The following is an 18,537-nucleotide window of genomic DNA, read 5'->3' as shown; positions in this document are numbered from 1 at the left end:
TTTCCCATTATAAAAGTTAAAAACATGCGTTTAATTATTGATTGTGACCCAGGAAATGGCGTACCCGGCGCCAATGTCGATGATGGTTTGGCTCTCGCACTGGCCATCGCCGCTCCGGAAATAACATTAGAATTAATCACTATCGTGGCGGGAAATACCCCATGCGAAGTAGGATTTTCTGTTGCCCATGATTTAGTGAGCCGTCTGGGATTGGATATCCCCATCATTCGAGGCGCGTCGCAAGCGCTGGTGGAGCCAACTGCACTTTGGCGCGATAAACTCGATAATGGTGCAGCCAGAAATGGATTAACTGCGCTTTGGCAACAAACACCGGTGCCACCCCAGGTGGCTTCCGGCGCACCGTTAGCGGCCCATGCCATCGGTGAATTAATTTGCAATAACCCCGGTGAAATAACCTTAGTGGCTATTGGCCCACTGACAAATATCGCTCATGCCATACAGCTTTACCCGCAAATGGCGTCATCGGTGGCAGAAATTGCTATCATGGGAGGCGTCTTTAATGTCGAGGGTTATCTTAAAGACACTAATTTTGGTATCGATCCCGAAGCTGCACATGTGGTGCTGACCAGCGGTGCTAACATTACACTGGCACCTTTGGATGTCACCACGCAGACCCAAATGCTGCATCAAGATTTGGATAAGATTGCGCAAATTGACTCGCCACTCAGCCGCTATCTGGTAGAAACTTTGCGCCCGTGGATAAGCTACTCGATGCAAACTCGTGGGTTGCCGGGTTGTTGGGTTCATGATGCACTGGTCGTCGCCTGGTTACTGGATAAAAGCATCGTGACCACCACCCGCGACTATATTGATGTTGCGTTGGAAGGGGCACTGACCCGCGGTATGACATTACGCTTTAGCCCGGAGAATCTGCGTTTGGATGTCGGTATTCCGGCACCACAGGGCAAACCGGCAAACATACTGCAAACTGTTGATAATAAAAAGCTCCTAGACGCCATCCATCAAGCCTTGAGCAATTTCACCTATACCCAAAATAATTCGAGTTGCAGGAAGGCGGCAACTGAGAAAATCCCCGGGAGTCTACTTACTTTAAGGTCAACGACCAGTAAGTGACTGAGGTGAGCGAAGGCAGCTAACGCACATGCAGCTTGAAGAATGACGGGAATAATCTGGAGCCACTCACCACAATCTGAGACTGACCATGCTGACACTGCTTCATCTGCTTTCATCTGTCGCCCTACTGGTGTGGGGCACACACATCGTCCGCACAGGTATTATGCGGGTTTATGGTGCTGATTTACGCCGAGTCCTGAGCGCCAGTATCCAGAAAAAACCGACGGCATTTATGGCCGGGATTGGCGTCACCGCGCTGGTGCAAAGTAGTAATGCTACGGCGTTGCTGGTGATTTCATTTGTCTCACAGGGGCTGATTTCATTGTCCCCTGCCCTGGTGATTATGTTAGGGGCCGATGTCGGCACCGCACTGATGGCGCGAGTGCTGACCTTTGATCTCTCCTGGTTGTCGCCACTGCTGATTTTGGGCGGGGTAATTGTCTTCCTCGGGCAGCGCAAAGCGCGTGTGGGCCAGATGGGGCGAGTGTGTATTGGTCTTGGGCTGATTATTCTGGCGCTGCAACTGATTGTCACCGCCGCCGGGCCGATTACACAGGCGACTGCGGTTCAGGCCATTTTCTCCTCCCTGACCGGTGATACCATTCTGGCGCTGCTGATTGGTGCGCTGTTTGCCATGATCAGTTATTCCAGTTTAGCTGCCGTTCTGCTGACCGCGACACTCGCCGCCACCGGTCTGGTGCCACTGAATATCGCGCTCTGCATTGTGATTGGTTCAAATCTGGGCAGCGGATTTCTGGCCTTAATCAGTAGCCGTGGGCAGAATGCCGTCTCCCGCCAAGTGGTGTTGGGGAGCTTGCTGTTTAAGGTTATTGGCTGCATTTTGGTGGTTCCCTGGGTCAATGTGTTAGGGCAATGGCTGTTCGGGCGAAATTTACCTGCCGCCGAAGTGGTCATTTACTTCCACGTTTTCTATAACCTGCTGCGCTGCTTGTTGATGTTGCCATTTGTTGGAGTGATGGCACGTATTTGTAACCGGTTGGTCAGTGATGACCCCAATACCGCACAGCCTTCTGCGCCGCGTTATCTCGATATTACCGCTATAGATACTCCATCACTGGCATTAGCCAACGCAGTACGGGAAACCCTGCGTATGGGGGATGTGCTGGAGCAGATGTTATTTCGCTTTAAAGAAGTGTTGGAGGGCAATAAACAGCAAAAGCATGAAGTCAGCTTGTTGGAAGATGAAGTCGACATGCTGTATAGCGCGATAAAACTGTATTTAGCCCAAATTCAGCAAGATGAATTAGGCGAGATTGATTCACGGCGATGGGCAGAAATCATTGATACCGCAGTCAATCTCCAGCAAGCAGGCGATATTATTGGCCGCATGACCTCGGATGTCGCCGCCAAATCACTCAATGCGCGCAAGCCATTTTCAGCCGAAGGGTTGGAGGAATTAAATACCCTACATGCCCGGTTGGTGACGAATCTGGATTTAGGAATGTCAGTATTTTTATCGCGCGATATTAATAACGCTAAGCGCTTACGCCGCGCCAAACATCGTTTTCGCTTACTAAACCGCCGTTACTCTCATGCTCACGTTGAGCGTTTGCATCAACAAAACGTGCTAAGTATTGAGACCAGCAGCCTACATATGGGGCTATTGGGGGATATGAAGCGCTTGAACTCACTATTCTGTTCAACGGCATATCATGTATTGGAAGTGCAGGAAGAAGCATTGGATTAAATAACAAGTTGGGGGGAGTAAAAAACGCTCCCCAAAATTATCTTAGATAAATAGTATTAAGAAAATATAGCCAAAACAGTTAACCAGCCCAATCGGTCAGAATCTGCTGTGTGGTTTTTACAGAAATACGATTCCCCGGAATGGCAAGTTCAGACCAGACTTCATTATGCTGTGCAATAAGTTGCTGGGCGGTGACGTGTTGTCTATCCGCAGTAGTATGGGCATCAGAGGCAATGGTCAGAGCGTATCCCTTACTGGCTGCAATTTTAACTGTGGTATCAACACAATAATCAGTGGCACAACCGCAGATAGTGAGATGAGTTGCCCCCAATTTGGCGATAACATTATCGAGTGAAGTTCGATAAAACGAATCACAAGCCGTTTTATTCACAGATATTGCGCTTTCCGGGTGATGAAGCTCCGGCAATAGCTGCCACAACTCACTCCCCTCGGTCATGTTATCTTCAATATGTTGTATGAAAATAACCTGGTCAGCATGATCTATCAGCTGATTAATACGGGTGACTCTACCTTCGCGATCAAAGCGAGGATTAGCTAAAACACCATTTTGCATATCAATAACGATAACAACCTTTTCTCGACCCACAGCCAACCTCTGCCATTTATGTGAAATATTGACCTAAATTAGAACAAAATCAGCTGGAACAACATAGGTTAAGTAAAATCAGGCTTTACCCCAAAGGCTAACTCTAGAACAAAACAAACTGGTCTCTACCGCCATTCTTTGCCTGATAGAGGGATTTATCTGCCAACTCAATAGCATGATCAAATGAGCTATCTTTGACATACAAAGCAGCACCAATAGAGATAGTAATGCTTAAAGAGTGGTTATCAGGAGTAACAAATAGGGTGTCTCGAATATGCAAAATAATTCGGTCCAAAATCTCACTAGCAATCTTTCTATCAGAAGTATGAATCAATAATAGAAACTCTTCACCACCATAACGCCCCAGAAAATCATTTCCGCGTATTATCGACCTCAGCTCCTGAGCAATATCATATAAAATTTTATCACCCGCAGAGTGACCATGATTATCATTGACATTTTTGAAAAAATCTATATCAATCAGAGCAATAAAGCAGTCCTTTCGTGTTTTCTTAAAATCATCCAAATGACGATTGATACTAAATCTATTCGGTAGCTTAGTGAGTTGGTCAGTCGAAGACTGAAACTTCAGAATAGAGAATTTACTGAATGTTTTTTTAAAACGTGTAAAAATCAAATAAAGCATTGAGAGTAAGATGATACTCATTGCTGATTTAAATATGGCACGAGGAAGAAATCCTAAATGTACTAGCTTATCGAAATTAAGGGCTATATTTATGCATTGAGGAATGAATATCGAGAGAAAGAAAGTATAATATTTTTTGTTATCCCAAATTTTTAGTGCTATTGATAAGAACATAAATGACATTATAAAAATATCATAAAACGGTGATAAACCGAACACAAAAGCGACATGAATAACATAACTTACCAATAATGAAATGGGGCCGAAAATCAATGCAGTAAGTACAATAGGACTGAGGATCAATCCATACAATGTGGTACTGGTTTGATCATGAAAATCGGCCAAGTAAGACGCTGTAAAACCTGCAATTAATCCCATCAGAATTTTATAATGAAGTTTATTAGGGTTTTTTCTGGTAAGAATGTATAGATAAGGTAACGAAATACAAAAATAGATAATGCACACCGCATTAAAAGAACTGGTCAAAACGCTTTGTATCAGTTGAAACATAATGAAATCTTCTGTACATAATAGAACCGACTTTGATGAACATGAGTCGGAAACTCAGAGAGCAAACACTGATGACATTGGATATTTTGTTTAATATTACATATGGCATCATAAAGAAGTAGACTATAGCTCAAAAAATATTTTTTTATAAATAACTTATTTATCGAACATTTTATTTTTAATAATTTTAAATTAAAATTATCTTACTGTGACATTTTAAACCAACATAATAAGTATAGGCAGGATTTAATAATTTAAAAACACCAACAATATGACATACGCATCTAAACAGTTATACGATAATAAAAATCAGCCGCTAAGCTGATTTTTATTATCGTATAACTTACCTCAGGATGATTCTGATAAGCTTTATTTCTGCAAATGTAGTGTCGTCATGCAAGTTTGGCTTTCAGCTTGGGTCGCAAAAGGTGATACTGCTTTGAGACCTTGATAGCTCACTTCAATCGTCCCTTCTGTATTGCGCGGCAACCACACACCAATAAAACCATTCTGATAACTGGTCAGGGTATCTTGCAAAATAATTTTCCCGGCTTTATCAGTAATTTTCACATCAAATGTGGTATTCGCCAATTCGCCGCGACAGCCGGATAAACTGTGGTTAAAACAGGGATGGGTTTGGTTTATATAAGGAGCAAATGAGAGATAGAACTTATCCCCCACCGGGAAAGAAAACTGCTGTTGCCCATCAGATAATTTCAATTCAGTCCCCGTTACCGACGCTGAATAGGCCAAAGGACGATCTTGTTTGGATTGATCAATAGCATCAATCATCTGCTCAGTAGTTTTTCCAGATAAACCGTGTTGATCCAAAAATTCTGTTTGTGTCGCCGCCGAGGCGAAATGGCTGAAAGTGACTGCGGCTAAAGCAACAATAGCCAGTCGGGCAGTTGAAGCAAATGTCTTTTTCACTGTCATGGTATCCTTCCGGTAAGAGGAAAATGTTCTAGGTAAGTTGGAATCATGGCGATAATCTAAACCCTCCCCCTGGGGGAGGGTCAAAGACAGATTTGAATATAAAGGTAAGCTATTGTATAGAAATGGATTTTCTTGATCTAAATCAAACTAAAACTGTGATACCCCTCCCAAACCGTTTTAATTAATATCCGGATGCTGAGCAATCAGATTCTTTCTTTTTTTCTCAAGATCCGCGATTTGCTGGTCAATATCTTCAATATTCTGTTCAATGTGATCATGATGTTCCTGCAATATCTCTTTGGCTTCGGCTCTATCTGACGCCGCAGGTGTTGCCCCTTTCAGTGGCTTATTCGCCGTTTCCTTCATAAACACCCCTGTCACCAAACCAATAACCGCTACTACCATCAAATAATAGGCTGGCATAAATAGATTCTGAGTAGTTTCAACCAACCATGCGGCTGCTGTCGGTGTCAGGCCTGCGACTAATACAGAGATATTAAAGGCGATAGCCAGTGCGCTGTAGCGAATATGGGTTGGGAACATCGCCGGTAATATCGATGCCATCACACCGGTAAAACAGTTAAGTAAAATCGCCAGAATCAACAAGCCGCAGAATATCAAACCGATAATGCCGCTGTTAATCAAAATGAAGCTTGGGATAGCGAGAATAAACAACCCAATACTGCCGCATATAACAAAAGGTTTACGGCCAAATCGGTCACTCATTAACCCCATTACCGGCTGAACAAATAACATACCCAACATGATGGCAATAATAATCAATACACCATGGTCTTCTGAATAATGCAGGCTGTGAGACAGATAGCTCGGCATATAGGTCAGTAGCATGTAATAAGTGACGTTAGTCGCAATCACCATACCGACACAAATAGTCAGGTTCTTCCATTGTTTAGTCAGAATTTCGCGGAAAGAAACCTTCGGCGGCTGAGCAATATTATGGCGCGAGTCATTATCTATTTTGTCGACGTGTTGCTGGAAAGTCGGTGTTTCTTCCAGCGCATGACGCAAATAGATACCAATGAGTCCTAATGGAGCCGCCACAAAGAACGGAATACGCCATCCCCATTCAAGGAAACTAGCCTCGCCGACAATACTGGATATCAGTAATACAACGCCAGCCCCGAGAACAAAACCGGCAATGGAACCAAAATCCAGCCAACTGCCGAGGAAGCCACGTTTTCTGTCCGGTGAATACTCAGCAACAAAAATAGCTGCGCCGGTATATTCGCCACCAACTGAAAAACCTTGTGCCAATTTGGCTAATAACAGCAAGATGGGCGCCCAAATACCTATCGAAGCATAGGAGGGAATCAACCCAATACAGAAGGTACTGACTGACATAATAATGATGGTGACTGACAGAACTTTTTGTCGCCCATACTTATCACCCAATGCACCAAAGAATAGGCCACCGAGAGGCCGAACCAGGAAAGGAACGGAAAAGGTCGCCAGTGCGGCAATCATCTGAATACCGGGGTCAGCGCCGGGGAAAAACACCTGGCCAAGTGCGAATGCGACAAAACCATAGACACCAAAGTCGAACCACTCCATAGCGTTGCCCAGCGCTGCTGCGGTGATAGCTTTCTTTAGTTTTGCGTCATCAATGATCGTAATATCATTGATTTGCATAGGTTTAACACTCTTTCTTCGTAGTCCCATTTTTTTCTTCCTTATGTTCCTGATAGTTCCACTGCATAAAGTATGAAAATGATGGTGCGCAGCAATACCCAATTAGCATTCAAATTTCGTGAGATATTTATAAGAATAGTTGTAAAACGAGGAGGTGCGTAGGGTGACCCAGCCTGTAATCATTAAAATATATTAACTTATTTTTACCAAAAATGCATTCGTAATGACCATAAAATAGCGGAACAAGCGGATTTTCATACCATATTTACTATAAAAATCAGCCGTATATACTGATGCCGCGATCGATTATATAAGTGAAGCTTATACACCAGACAAACTTCGCTCATGGTCACTAAGTAGTCAACCTCGAAGATATAGCATTGTCAGACGGCCTTTTCAGGGCATTTGAAATCGATCAATCTACCTCTATTGACGATAATGTCCCCCGCTATCATCATTTCTCTCACTATTTTATGTATCGCACTCCGCGATATATGGTTTCTTGTCAAAATATAGCTATATATGGATGTTTTCTTTCTCACTTCTTCATCCATTTCCCATATATGCTTGAGGTGCTCATTGATTATGCCATAGGTGTTTTTTTGCAAAATCATATGTTCTCTTTTGAAATACTCCTGAACTTGATCTGTAAGAATATCAAAAGCATGTCCCCATAAAGCTTTACTATCGAACAAGATACAAGCGTCGCTTATCGAGATCCCCCACATCTCGCATTCAGTATTGCAGCGCACATAATGACTTTTTACCTCGCTTTTCATTTGGGCTAATCCCAACATGAAAGGAGCGTCTTTGGTAATGGTAAGGACATCATCGTTATAGCGATAAAATGATACACAACCCGCTGACAAGAAATAGATACGATCATTATTTTTAAAATCAACTCTCTGATTCTTCTTGAATTTTATATAATATGAGGATTTATGTTTTTCTATTTCATTGCCAATTAATCTGGCAATTTCTGATAAGTGCTTATTCATTGAAGCCAATACCTAATGTGATAAAATAATTATACCAGTATAGTAATAACTATAAGTTTTAATGAATTATTTTTCTATTCAAAGGTAAGTTAATTAATCGATGAAATAAGTCTACATTGCTGTGAAGGTGTTAATAATGATGAAAATTGTTGTTCCTGAGCACTTATAATGGCTTCAATGTTATTTATTTGCTGGTGTATATCAAACAAATCTGCATTACCCTTTAACATCATACGCTTCATTACAGAGCATTTATGCGCACTGACTGTTTTAGGATGAATGACCAATTTTCTGGCGATATCCTCAACCCCCATCCCCATACAATATAGCTTCAGCACTTCACACTCACGCAGTGTCAGGCTATTTTCCATCGTTAAAATTTCAGCCCTCTCTTCTTTCATCCCTCCCCAATAACAACTAAGACACATAATATTGACTATCAGTTTTTTTATTTCAGTCGTAAAATCCTCCTGCGATATCTGACCTGATATAAGATGAATATCAAAGCAATGTGGGATTCTTCGTAGCCAAAAATCTATATTAACATTACGGACGAGAAAAATAGCGTGACAACATTCTTTTGAAAAAAAGTCGCTATGCAGCATAAAGTCCGGAGTCAATAAATCGATAATAATGATGCTGCCATCACAATAAACCCCATTTAAGGGGATTGATTTTATTAACTCATTAACGCCGGTAGTCAAATAGTTGTCCTGGCTATAAACCCTGATTTTCATTCTCACCCTAGAGTACACATTCCGCATTAAGAAAATATACTTTCAAATAACAGTCTATTTACCCTGATAAAAGGTAAATAGACTGCTGATAAATTATCGGCAAGTTATTTGAAAGCCGAAAGTAACTTTCTATATGGCAATTTTATGCCATTTTATTTAGGGTTGGAAAACAATAAAAAAAGCAACTATGTGTATTAATAGACATAGTAAAAACAGCATGGCTGACTCAAGCAGAGTGAACGTTAGCATTTAACTATATGAAAAAATTAACTTTTAACCTCAACGCAATTTTAGCGTTAACAATAAGGAAATATATAGGCCACATCAAATAGCAATATTTATATCAGAGTGGTTGAACATCTATCACCAATAAATATCCATAAAAATAATGATCTTTTTTGCTACTAAACGCAGGTATTTATCTCAACGAATGAGTGTAAAAAAAGCGAGGAGTTGATACACAAACCTCGTTCAGGTTTCCAGGTATCAACTCGCCGCCGGCGATAGCGCTTTAGTGCAGGAAATCGGATTTTAGTTAATTAATGCTGTGGGTCATTATCCGAAGGCTGTTGGTGCGATTTTGCCCATTCACGTAACCGCTGAATATGCAGATACAGGGCAGGAATAAACAAGATCCCGACAGCGGTGGCCATTAACATGCCGCCAAACACGGTGATACCAATAATCTGACGGCTCATTGCCCCCGCACCACTGGCAAACACCAGCGGCATCACGCCAAGGATAAACGAGATTGCCGTCATCATCACCGCGCGGAAACGCTGTTTGGCACCGTCTTGTGCCGCCTGCGCAATCGTCGCACCCTCTTCCCGACGAGCTTTGGAGAACTCGACAATCAATATCGCATTCTTGGCCGCTAGCCCTATCAAGAGCACCAATCCGATCTGTGCGTACACATCATTGGCAAAGCCCATCGCTGACAACCCTGCGACCGCACCGCCCACCGCAAATACCACCGAGAGGATCACCACCAGCGGTATACTCCAGCTTTCATACTGGGCCACCAGGAACAAGTAAGCGAACACTAACGCCGCCAGATAAATAAACACGACCTGTCCGCCTGTTTGCTGCTCTTGCCATGACATCCCGCTCCAGCTATAGCTGTAACCTTGCGGTAAATCTTGTGCTAATAGCGCCTCCATCGCCGCCATTGCCTGCCCAGAACTGGCCCCATCAGCTGCAGACCCGCTAATCGCTACCGAGGGGAACTGATTAAAATTGCTGATAAACGGCGCGCCAACTGAGGGGGTCAAAGTGACCAGATTCGCTAAACTGACTAATACGCCGTTATCACTGCGCACATTCAAACTGTTGATCTGCGCAGTACGCTGACGGAAATCCATATCATTTTGTAATTGCACTCGAAACATACGGTTATTGAGGGTGAAATCACCGGCATTCATCCCCCCCAGTGAGGTCTGTAAAGTCTGGAAAATACGACTGACTGGCACCTGTAATAAAGCGGCACGATCGCGGTCAATACTCAGATTGGTTTCAGGTACTGAAGCACTGAAGGTGGTAAACACCCGACTCAGTTTTGGGTCTTGGTTGGCAGCAAAAATAATCCCCTGACTCACCTGTGCCAGTTCCTGCGGGGTTTGCCCCAACAGGGCTTGAATCCGCAAATCAAAGCCCGAAGCACTGCCTAAACCAGCAATCGCCGGTGGGTTAACCGCCATGATCATCGCGGAGGGAATGGCCGCCAGATTGGCCTGAATATTCGCCAGTACCTGATCAATATGTGGCCGTTGCCCCCAAGGTTTGAGCATCACAATCGCAAAACCGGCATTCGGCGAGTTATTGCCACTAAGCAAGCTGAACCCAGTGATTTTGATCACATCCTCGACTGCGTCGTTGGCGGTCACCTGCTGGTACATCTGGTCCATTACCGTCTGCGTGCGATTCAAAGACGCACCATCGGGCAGTTGCAAACTGACAAAGAAATAGCCCTGATCCTCTTCCGGCAAGAATGAGGTCGGCAGTCGGGTATAGCCCCACCAGGTTGCCAACCCCACCAGCAGTAACGCGGCAATACTGAATACGGCGCGGCTACTGATTCGCCCTGTTAATGAGACATAGCCATCACGAGCACTGTCCAACCCACGGTTGATGCCGCCAAACACGCCGGTAGTCGACAACGTGCGGCGCTTAAGCAATACAGCACATAGTGCGGGGCTTAAGGTTAATGCATTGATACTAGACAAAATTACCGCCGCCGAGAGGGTGACAGCAAACTGTCGATACAGCTCCCCGACAATGCCAGGCAATATAGCAATGGGCACAAATACCGCCATCAGCACCAGTGTGGTGGCAATAATTGGCCCGGCAATCTGGCTCATTGCCTGTTTGGTTGCTTGCGCCGGGGTGAGATCTGGATCATTGGATAGCAAACGCTCGACGTTTTCGACCACCACAATGGCGTCATCCACCACGATAGTTAGAGCCAAAATAATCGCGAACAGACTGAGCGTATTCGCTGAGTAACCAAAGACATACAACACAGCAAAGGTGCCTAGCAGCGAAACCGGAATGGTGAGCGCGACAATAAAGGTCGCCCGCATACTTTGTAAAAACAGATACACCACCGCTAACACCACAATCAGCGTCAATGTCAGTGAAAGCGCGATTTCATGCAAGGTTGCAGTGACCGGCAAAGTGGAGTCGTAGTTGATTTCATAGGTCAGATCGGGAGGGAAAGAGGCTGACAGGCGAGCCATCTCATCCCGCACGCCATTTGCCACATTTAACGCATTGGCACCGGGTACCGGATAAACCACCAAAAAGGCTGACTCAGTTTGGTTTTGTGCCGCACTGACTTGATAATTCTGCGCCCCGAGTGCCACGCGCGCAACATCACCCAGCCGAATCATACCGCCCTGAGGATTGCTGCGAATAATGACATTGGCAAATTCCTGTGGATCACTCAGCCGCCCTTGCCCGCTAATTGTCAGGGTTTGCTGCTGGTCTGGGGTCGACGGTGACGAGCCAATCTGCCCTGCTGCCGCCTGCACGTTCTGCTGTTGTAATGCCGCGATAATGTCCTGCACGCTGACATTCAGAGATTCCATGCGTTGCGGATTCAACCACACGCGCATGCTGTAATCCCTCGCACCAAACACCTGCACATCACCTACACCATTGATTCGCGCAATAGCATCACGCAGCTGTATGCTGGTGTAGTTACTCACAAACAGCGCGTTATGGGTCTGTTTCGGCGAGAAAACACTCACGCCCAATAGCAGGTTAGAAGCGCGTTTGCGCACTGAAATACCATTTTCATTCACTTCAGCCGGGAGCTGAGCACTCACCTGAGAAATGCGGTTTTGCACCTCAACTGCCGCCATATCCGGATCGGTACCGCTGGCGAAGGTAATACTCAGTTGATAGCTGCCGTTATTGCCACTGGTAGACTCCATATACAGCATATTGCTGACACCATTGACCTGAGCCTCCAGCGGCGACGCAATAGCTTGCGCCACATCGCGGGCACTGGCCCCCGGATAAACGGCACTGACCGACACAACTGGCGGCGTGATATCCGGATATTGCTCGACCGGAATCACATGCAGTGACACCCAGCCAACAATGGTTATTACTAGCGCAATAACAATGGCGAACTTGGGGCGACGAATAAAGAAATGCAGCATCTGTCCTTCCCCTTAGTTCGCAGTCAGCGGCGTGGCAACACTGGCGCTCACTGTCATACCCGGACGAACATGCTGTAGCCCCGATACAATCACGCGCTCGCCCACTTTCAACCCATCTTTCACTTCATATTGCTGTTCAAACTGCTCGCCTAGGGTGACCGGCCGCACTTCTACCTGATCTTTATCTGTGACTACCAACACAAAATGGCCCTGCTTATTTTGTTGCAATGCTGCAATCGGGATGGCGGTAACTGCTTTTGCGGTTTCAGCCGCCAGCGAGACATTCACCACCCCACCGGGCAATAACAAATGCCGAGGGTTATCAAAACGGGTGCGAATCGTCACAGTCCCAGTCTGTTTATCAATTTGATTATCGACAGATTCAAAAACACCGCTTTCGGGATATTGCTTACCATTTGCCAACTGAATACGCGGAGTGAAATGCTCAAATGCCAATGCGCTGTTGTCGCTGGCAGAGGCTGTACCTGTCGTGGATAACTGATAGGTGGCAGTGATGTAATCTCTTTCATTGACCGCTATAGCCACCCGAATAGGGTCAAGTTGCACAATACTCACTAAAGTGCCACTGGCTGGGCTAACCAAACTGCCAACATTGAAGCGACTATGACCAATTTGGCCGGTGATCGGGGCATAAATACGGGTAAAACTGAGTTGCAGTTGTTGAATCTGCAAGTTTGCCTGCGCCTGAGCCACCGCCGCTCGGCTGATATCTCGCTGCGCTTGTGCTTCATCGACTTCAGCCTGACTGACCGAGCGGTTATTGCCTAAACGCTGTAAACGGGTGAGATTCACCTGTGCATGGTTGGCGCTGGCGGTTGCACTGTCTAACTGGGCCTGGGCCTGAGTCACAGACGCCTGATGCAAAGCAGGATCAATTTCATATAGGAGATCCCCCTGCTTAACCATCTGGCCTTCAGTAAACAATCTGGCGGCAATAAACCCTTCGGTTCGGGTTGTTACATCCACCGCCTGAATAGCTTCCACCCGTCCGAGAAACTGCAATGCTCTATCTGGGGTTGCTGAGGTCACGACTGCGACGGTCACCGCGGGTAAAGGTGTTGCAGCCATAACGCTCTGAGAACTAATACCCAGTATTAATACAGCGGCATATACGGGCAGATAATCGCGCCGAGCACATAAGACTCGCTGCACGTTAAGCATTATCGTGTCGCGAACCCAATTTAGTGTAGACATGGTCATTCATTCCTTGCTCTCGGCGGGTAATTAGTTCGGATAGGATGTAAAAAGCTTAGTTTGATTAATAATAATCTGAAGTCACTTTAACGTCTTGCGACAAAAATTCATATTGCTGGCCACTGTCTGAGTCATAATCCTCTCAGCACAGCTCGAATAGATTCATCGCAGTAAATAGGGGAGGTAAACCGCCAGTTTGGCTTTACTCTCATTCTTTTTCGATAGAAAAAAAGCAAGAAAACATCATATTATTCTAAGCTCAAATAATAAGTCAGCTGAATTATGCTAGTTTGTATTGCCTCAGAGCCTTCAGTTCCTGTGGATTAAACCGATATTTAATAAGTATGCCCCAGAGATTTCCAGCTACCGAAAGATGCAGTAAGCGAGAAGTTAATCAGTCTGGAGCCAATTTGGACGATGACGGGTATAAAGGAATTGACTATGACAAACTCCACCCCGCCAGAACCGCGGGCAAGAGGGGAAAATGTTTTCTTTGCCAAGCGAACTTTGCAAACCATGGCATTGTTAGTTGCGGCAACGATTATTATTGCCGCAGCGGGCATTATCTACATCGCGTCACAATTAAATGAACAAGCGGTATCCCAAAGCCGGTTTCTGGTGGAAAAAGCATGGGAAATGCGCCAAAAATCCATAAAAGCCAGAATAAAAGATAACGCTTTTTGGGGTGATGCTTATAAACATTTGCATGTCACAGTTGACCCTAACTGGGCCTTTGTCAGCCAAAATATGGGGCCATCACTTTACGAAAACTTTGGCTACGAGGGTGTTTTTGTTATTGATGGGCAAGGGAACACTCGTTATTCCGTCATCAACGGGCAATTGGCGAATACCCGTCTACAAGACTGGCTCCACGAAGATATTACGCCGTTTATAGATTCGGTGCGTAGGCAGGCTGAAAAAGAGTATGCGGCCACGGAAATCATCAATGTTAATGGGCTACCGGCCGTCATTGCTGCGGCCGCAATCACCCCCGGCAATGACCCTAGAGTTCAAGCCGTTGCTGGCCCACCGTCAGTTCTGGTCTTCGCCAACTTATTGACCCAAAGTGAGTTGAATATTCTGGGGGAGAGTTACGGTCTTCATCAACTCCGCATTCCCCAGGATGAAAAAGATGCCGCGTCCAATCCCTCACTACAATTATCGTCAAATGACAACAGTAGTGTGACACTGCTTTGGAATCAAAACATGCCGGGCGCTCAACTACTCAATATCTTGCTGCCACTGCTGGGGTTGGTTGCCCTGGTACTTGGGCTGAGCGGTTGGTGGGTTCTGCGCCGCGCCATGGCAGAGGCGCGCGCTGCCGATGAAAATAAAGCAGCGTTAATCGCCAGCGAAGAGCGCTTTCGTCACGTGGCGGAAGCGGCCACTGATTGGCTCTGGGAAACAGATGCCGATCTGCGCATCACTTATCTATCTCAGCGATTTTTAACTATTACCGGGCTAAGTGTTGAGCAATGGCTGGGCCGTAATCTCGATTCACTGTTAAATTGTGACGTGATCCCGCTGCGCTCCTGGCTGCAATACACACATTTGACTGAGTCGCGCAATGAGCTGCAATGCACCTATTTCTCCGCCAAAGGCGACAAACGTATTTGTCGGATTTATGCCAAACCTATCATCAAAAATGACCAGAATATTGGTTTTCGGGGCACCGCCTCGGACATCACCCGAGAGATAGAAGCGCAGGAGCGAATCCAACATCTTTCTCTGCATGATGCGCTGACTGGTTTGCCCAACCGCCTGCGAATGAAAGAGTTTTTGGAAAACAAACTGCGCAATCTGGCCGCTGCGCCGCATCCATTGGTGATCCTCAATGTTGATCTGGATAAATTCAAACCGGTTAACGATACCTTTGGTCATGTGGCGGGCGATCAGGTGTTACATCAGGTGTCTGAACGCCTGAGAAGTTGTTTGCGCGATCAGGATTTAGTGGCTCGCCAGGGAGGGGATGAGTTCATTCTGATTATTAGCGGGCTATCTTCAACCAAAGAAATAGAACAGCTCTGCGCCCGTGTTATCGCGCGTATAGAAAGCCCGTATCTCATTAATGAGAAAGATATTTTTATCAGTGCCAGCATAGGTATTGCCCTGGCACCGCAGGACTCAATGCAAGCCGAGGAGCTGTTACGCTTTGCTGATATTGCCATGTATGAAGCTAAAAACAGTGGTAGTAACCGCTGGAGTTTCTATTCCAGTGAAATGAATGACCGCCTGATGCAGCGCAGCGAGCTGGAGCGTTTCTTGCGCCAGGCGATTAAACATAATGAATTTAGCCTTTACTATCAGCCGCGCTATCGCATTAAAGGGACGCAACTGACCGGTGCCGAAGCACTGGTGCGCTGGAATCACCCAGTGTTAGGGCTGCTGATGCCAGATCAATTTATTGCTCTGGCAGAAGAAACTGGCCTTATCACTGCTATCAGTGATTGGACAATGCTGCAAGCCTGTCAGGATGCGGCAACATGGCCGGCATCACTGATTATTTCAGTCAATATTTCTGCTATTGAATTCAGAAGCCAACGGTTGATCGAACGTGTGCGGCAAGTCCTGTTGTTGAGCGGCTTACCCAGTCATCGGCTGGAACTGGAAATCACTGAGCGGATAATGATTGAAGATGCAGATGGGGCATTTAAAACCATGACAGCCTTAAAAGCCTTGGGTGTGCGTTTATCAATGGATGATTTTGGCACCGGGTATTCGTCACTGAATTATCTGCGCCGTTTCCCCTTCGATGGCCTGAAAATTGATAAGAGCTTTATTGATGAACTAACACAATCCCATGAAGGTCGGTCGATAGTAGAGGGCATTATTAACCTCGGCCATGCCCTGTCCATGACCGTGACCGCTGAGGGGGTTGAAACCGTAGAACAACTCGAGCATCTGCAAACGTTAATGTGTGATGAGGCTCAGGGCTATCTGTTAGGAAAACCAATGAAATTAAGTGAGCTATTAAATATTACTCATCAAGCAGGGCACAGTGAGTAACCTTTCATCAGGTACCGCCCAGTCTCCAGATTAATTGTTCACAGAGGCTGAGCGGTAATAGGTATTTTACGAGGTGGGTTGGCTTTTGGCCTTGAAATTAATAATGTCGTAGACCAATCCATCTATTGTGCTTTTTACTTCATCAGCGGTAATAGGTTCACCACTGTTACTCACTTCCTTACCATAAGCTTTACGTACCACGACAATGACCGGTTTTCCGGTATTGGAGTCGATAACCTGTACTTCTAGGTAAAGTGCGGCTTGTTGTGCCCTATTACCACTGGCTGCCATGGTTCCGGCAATAACAGCGGCGATAGGTATCATCTCATAGACTTCAAGATTTTTATCTTCGGCGGAAACCGCAGTAATGGCGGCCCGAACAATCAATGTATTACGTCTTTTCGGAGAATTGACTAACGGTAATTGGTGGCTAACAGCTTCTTTAAGTCTTTTATTCGCGTAAGCCAGTATTTCATCTAATGTTTTTTGATTTACTCGATGAGTAGGTGCAGAACTTGGGTAATAGACCAATGGCGTATAATAAACACCGGTGTATTTCTTAGCATTAAAATCGGGGGAGACCCAGCGTAATACTTTTTGGCCACTCGCAGATTCAGCTTCTTGCAATTTACTATAATCACTAATAAAACCAGAGTATTGCGCACTGGTTGTTACGTTTGAAGTGCATCCTGCCACAAATATCCCGATGGTAAATAACGCCGCAATTTTATAACTATTCAGAATGGCCATTGTATTTTCCTATATGTTTATTAGGGAGCTAAAAAACAGGGATGTAGAAAAAGACCAAGAAGACAAAAGAATGACAGTGCTCTCCATACAAATTTTAACCCATGCCAAAACATTTGCTGGATATTATTTAAATAATAACAAGCCTCCTAAGAGGCTCATCATTAATTTGAATCTGGGAATATAATCAGGCGAGACTTAATACGACAGGGTTTCCAATTGATAAAGGCCATCAAGGAAGGCTGGCACAAAACTTCCTGGCCCTGCAACACGTTGAGATACTTGCCCCCCTACCTGCGACATAATTCGGCAAGCGGTCGCAACATGGTGCAAACGATCCCCCTCTAGCGCACAAAATGCCGCCACCACCGCAGATAATGCGCAGCCGGTCCCGACTACACGGGTCATTAGCTTATCGCCACCAGTCACCGCAACATCGCGCTGACCATCAGTGATGTAATCAACCTCCCCCGTCACCGCAACCACTGTCTGGGCGCGCTGTGCCAATTGGCGAGCGGCCGGTAATGCCGCCAGTGACGTATCGACACTATCAACACCACGCCCCATGGTTGCCATACCACTCAATGCCATGATCTCTGAGGCATTTCCACGTATAGCCGCAGGTTTTAGGGTGAGTAAATGGTGGGCAAAATCAGTGCGATATGCCAGGCCACCCACAGCAACCGGATCGAGTACCCATGGTGTGCCCGCTTGATTAGCTGCGGTTATCGCCCTCAGCATCGACTCTGCTCGCGCCCGATGCAACGTACCAATATTGATAAGCAAACTGTTCGCCATCGTACTGAATTGCGCCGCCTCTTGCGGCTCTACCACCATCGCAGGGAAAGCCCCCAGTGCGAGTAACACATTGGCTGTAAATGACTGCACCACTTCGTTGGTCAGACAATGCACCAATGGCGGCGTGGTACGAAATTGCTGTAAGCAAGCGCTGGCCAGTGCATCTGGGAATAAATCCATCAAATAATCCTCCAATAACCACTTTTAGTCGCGCCAACT

General features: G+C 45.7%; 13 protein-coding genes. 3 read left to right on the top strand and 10 right to left on the bottom strand.

The features are described from left to right. Window positions 1–24: 24 nt before the first annotated feature. The gene (locus QSV56_RS14765) at window positions 25–1,095 is read left to right on the top strand and encodes a nucleoside hydrolase (RefSeq protein ID WP_050876744.1); all 1,071 of its coding nucleotides are present in this window, start codon (window positions 25–27) and stop codon (window positions 1,093–1,095) included. An 88-nt stretch (window positions 1,096–1,183) separates the two neighbouring features. Continuing rightward, window positions 1,184–2,803: a Na/Pi cotransporter family protein gene (locus tag QSV56_RS14760; protein WP_019079048.1), complete on the top strand. Its 1,620-nt coding sequence runs from the start codon at window positions 1,184–1,186 to the stop codon at window positions 2,801–2,803. A gap of 79 nt (window positions 2,804–2,882) precedes the next feature. Here QSV56_RS14760 and QSV56_RS14755 read toward each other — a convergent pair whose 3' ends face one another. From QSV56_RS14755 to QSV56_RS14720, 8 genes are all read right to left on the bottom strand, one after another. Further along, window positions 2,883–3,410 carry an isochorismatase family protein gene (locus tag QSV56_RS14755; protein WP_301212954.1) on the bottom strand — a complete coding sequence of 176 codons (528 nt, stop codon included), beginning with the start codon at window positions 3,408–3,410 and terminating at the stop codon, window positions 2,883–2,885. Window positions 3,411–3,513: 103 nt separating this feature from the next. Next, on the bottom strand, window positions 3,514–4,566 hold the full coding sequence (locus QSV56_RS14750; RefSeq protein WP_113773194.1) for a GGDEF domain-containing protein: 1,053 nt from the start codon (window positions 4,564–4,566) through the stop codon (window positions 3,514–3,516). 369 nt (window positions 4,567–4,935) lie between these two features. Next, window positions 4,936–5,496 (bottom strand): copper-binding periplasmic metallochaperone CueP, encoded by a 561-nt coding sequence (gene cueP, locus QSV56_RS14745; RefSeq protein WP_301212953.1) that lies wholly within the window; start codon window positions 5,494–5,496, stop codon window positions 4,936–4,938. A 183-nt stretch (window positions 5,497–5,679) separates the two neighbouring features. Beyond that, on the bottom strand, window positions 5,680–7,182 hold the full coding sequence (gene proP, locus QSV56_RS14740; protein WP_032900521.1) for a glycine betaine/L-proline transporter ProP: 1,503 nt from the start codon (window positions 7,180–7,182) through the stop codon (window positions 5,680–5,682). A 353-nt stretch (window positions 7,183–7,535) separates the two neighbouring features. Continuing rightward, on the bottom strand, window positions 7,536–8,150 hold the full coding sequence (locus tag QSV56_RS14735) for a helix-turn-helix domain-containing protein (RefSeq protein WP_046050261.1): 615 nt from the start codon (window positions 8,148–8,150) through the stop codon (window positions 7,536–7,538). A gap of 89 nt (window positions 8,151–8,239) precedes the next feature. Beyond that, a complete protein-coding gene (locus QSV56_RS14730; protein ID WP_019079055.1) occupies window positions 8,240–8,887 on the bottom strand; it encodes a helix-turn-helix transcriptional regulator in 648 nt (215 codons plus the stop codon). Between the two features lie 539 nt (window positions 8,888–9,426). Further along, window positions 9,427–12,552 (bottom strand): efflux RND transporter permease subunit, encoded by a 3,126-nt coding sequence (locus tag QSV56_RS14725; protein WP_050916953.1) that lies wholly within the window; start codon window positions 12,550–12,552, stop codon window positions 9,427–9,429. A gap of 12 nt (window positions 12,553–12,564) precedes the next feature. Beyond that, complete coding sequence (locus tag QSV56_RS14720) at window positions 12,565–13,767, bottom strand: efflux RND transporter periplasmic adaptor subunit (protein WP_050915221.1); 1,203 nt, start codon at window positions 13,765–13,767, stop codon at window positions 12,565–12,567. 441 nt (window positions 13,768–14,208) lie between these two features. Here QSV56_RS14720 and QSV56_RS14715 point away from each other — a divergent pair, with 441 nt between their 5' ends. Continuing rightward, the gene (locus tag QSV56_RS14715) at window positions 14,209–16,773 is read left to right on the top strand and encodes an EAL domain-containing protein (RefSeq protein ID WP_046694559.1); all 2,565 of its coding nucleotides are present in this window, start codon (window positions 14,209–14,211) and stop codon (window positions 16,771–16,773) included. 66 nt (window positions 16,774–16,839) lie between these two features. On the opposite strand, the gene QSV56_RS14710 is transcribed toward QSV56_RS14715, so the two are convergent. Both QSV56_RS14710 and thiM read right to left on the bottom strand, forming a co-directional pair. Continuing rightward, window positions 16,840–17,523: a DUF3313 domain-containing protein gene (locus QSV56_RS14710; RefSeq protein ID WP_046694558.1), complete on the bottom strand. Its 684-nt coding sequence runs from the start codon at window positions 17,521–17,523 to the stop codon at window positions 16,840–16,842. A gap of 195 nt (window positions 17,524–17,718) precedes the next feature. Next, the gene (gene thiM / locus QSV56_RS14705) at window positions 17,719–18,498 is read right to left on the bottom strand and encodes a hydroxyethylthiazole kinase (protein WP_046694556.1); all 780 of its coding nucleotides are present in this window, start codon (window positions 18,496–18,498) and stop codon (window positions 17,719–17,721) included. Window positions 18,499–18,537 lie beyond the last annotated feature (39 nt).

This window comes from Yersinia sp. 22-579 (assembly GCF_030433455.1).
Taxonomy (GTDB): domain Bacteria; phylum Pseudomonadota; class Gammaproteobacteria; order Enterobacterales; family Enterobacteriaceae; genus Yersinia; species Yersinia enterocolitica.
This window is presented reverse-complemented; position numbering and strand designations above follow the sequence as displayed.

Excerpts from the sequence above, each read along its gene's own strand:
- thiM (WP_046694556.1), bottom strand. The coding sequence starts at position 18,498 with ATGGATTTATTCCCAGATGCACTGGCCAGCGCTTGCTTACAGCAATTT.
- QSV56_RS14725 (WP_050916953.1), bottom strand. The coding sequence starts at position 12,552 with ATGCTGCATTTCTTTATTCGTCGCCCCAAGTTCGCCATTGTTATTGCG.
- QSV56_RS14730 (WP_019079055.1), bottom strand. The coding sequence starts at position 8,887 with ATGAAAATCAGGGTTTATAGCCAGGACAACTATTTGACTACCGGCGTT.
- QSV56_RS14720 (WP_050915221.1), bottom strand. The coding sequence starts at position 13,767 with ATGTCTACACTAAATTGGGTTCGCGACACGATAATGCTTAACGTGCAG.
- QSV56_RS14765 (WP_050876744.1), top strand. The coding sequence starts at position 25 with ATGCGTTTAATTATTGATTGTGACCCAGGAAATGGCGTACCCGGCGCC.
- proP (WP_032900521.1), bottom strand. The coding sequence starts at position 7,182 with ATGGGACTACGAAGAAAGAGTGTTAAACCTATGCAAATCAATGATATT.
- QSV56_RS14715 (WP_046694559.1), top strand. The coding sequence starts at position 14,209 with ATGACAAACTCCACCCCGCCAGAACCGCGGGCAAGAGGGGAAAATGTT.
- QSV56_RS14760 (WP_019079048.1), top strand. The coding sequence starts at position 1,184 with ATGCTGACACTGCTTCATCTGCTTTCATCTGTCGCCCTACTGGTGTGG.
- QSV56_RS14735 (WP_046050261.1), bottom strand. The coding sequence starts at position 8,150 with ATGAATAAGCACTTATCAGAAATTGCCAGATTAATTGGCAATGAAATA.
- QSV56_RS14750 (WP_113773194.1), bottom strand. The coding sequence starts at position 4,566 with ATGTTTCAACTGATACAAAGCGTTTTGACCAGTTCTTTTAATGCGGTG.
- QSV56_RS14710 (WP_046694558.1), bottom strand. The coding sequence starts at position 17,523 with ATGGCCATTCTGAATAGTTATAAAATTGCGGCGTTATTTACCATCGGG.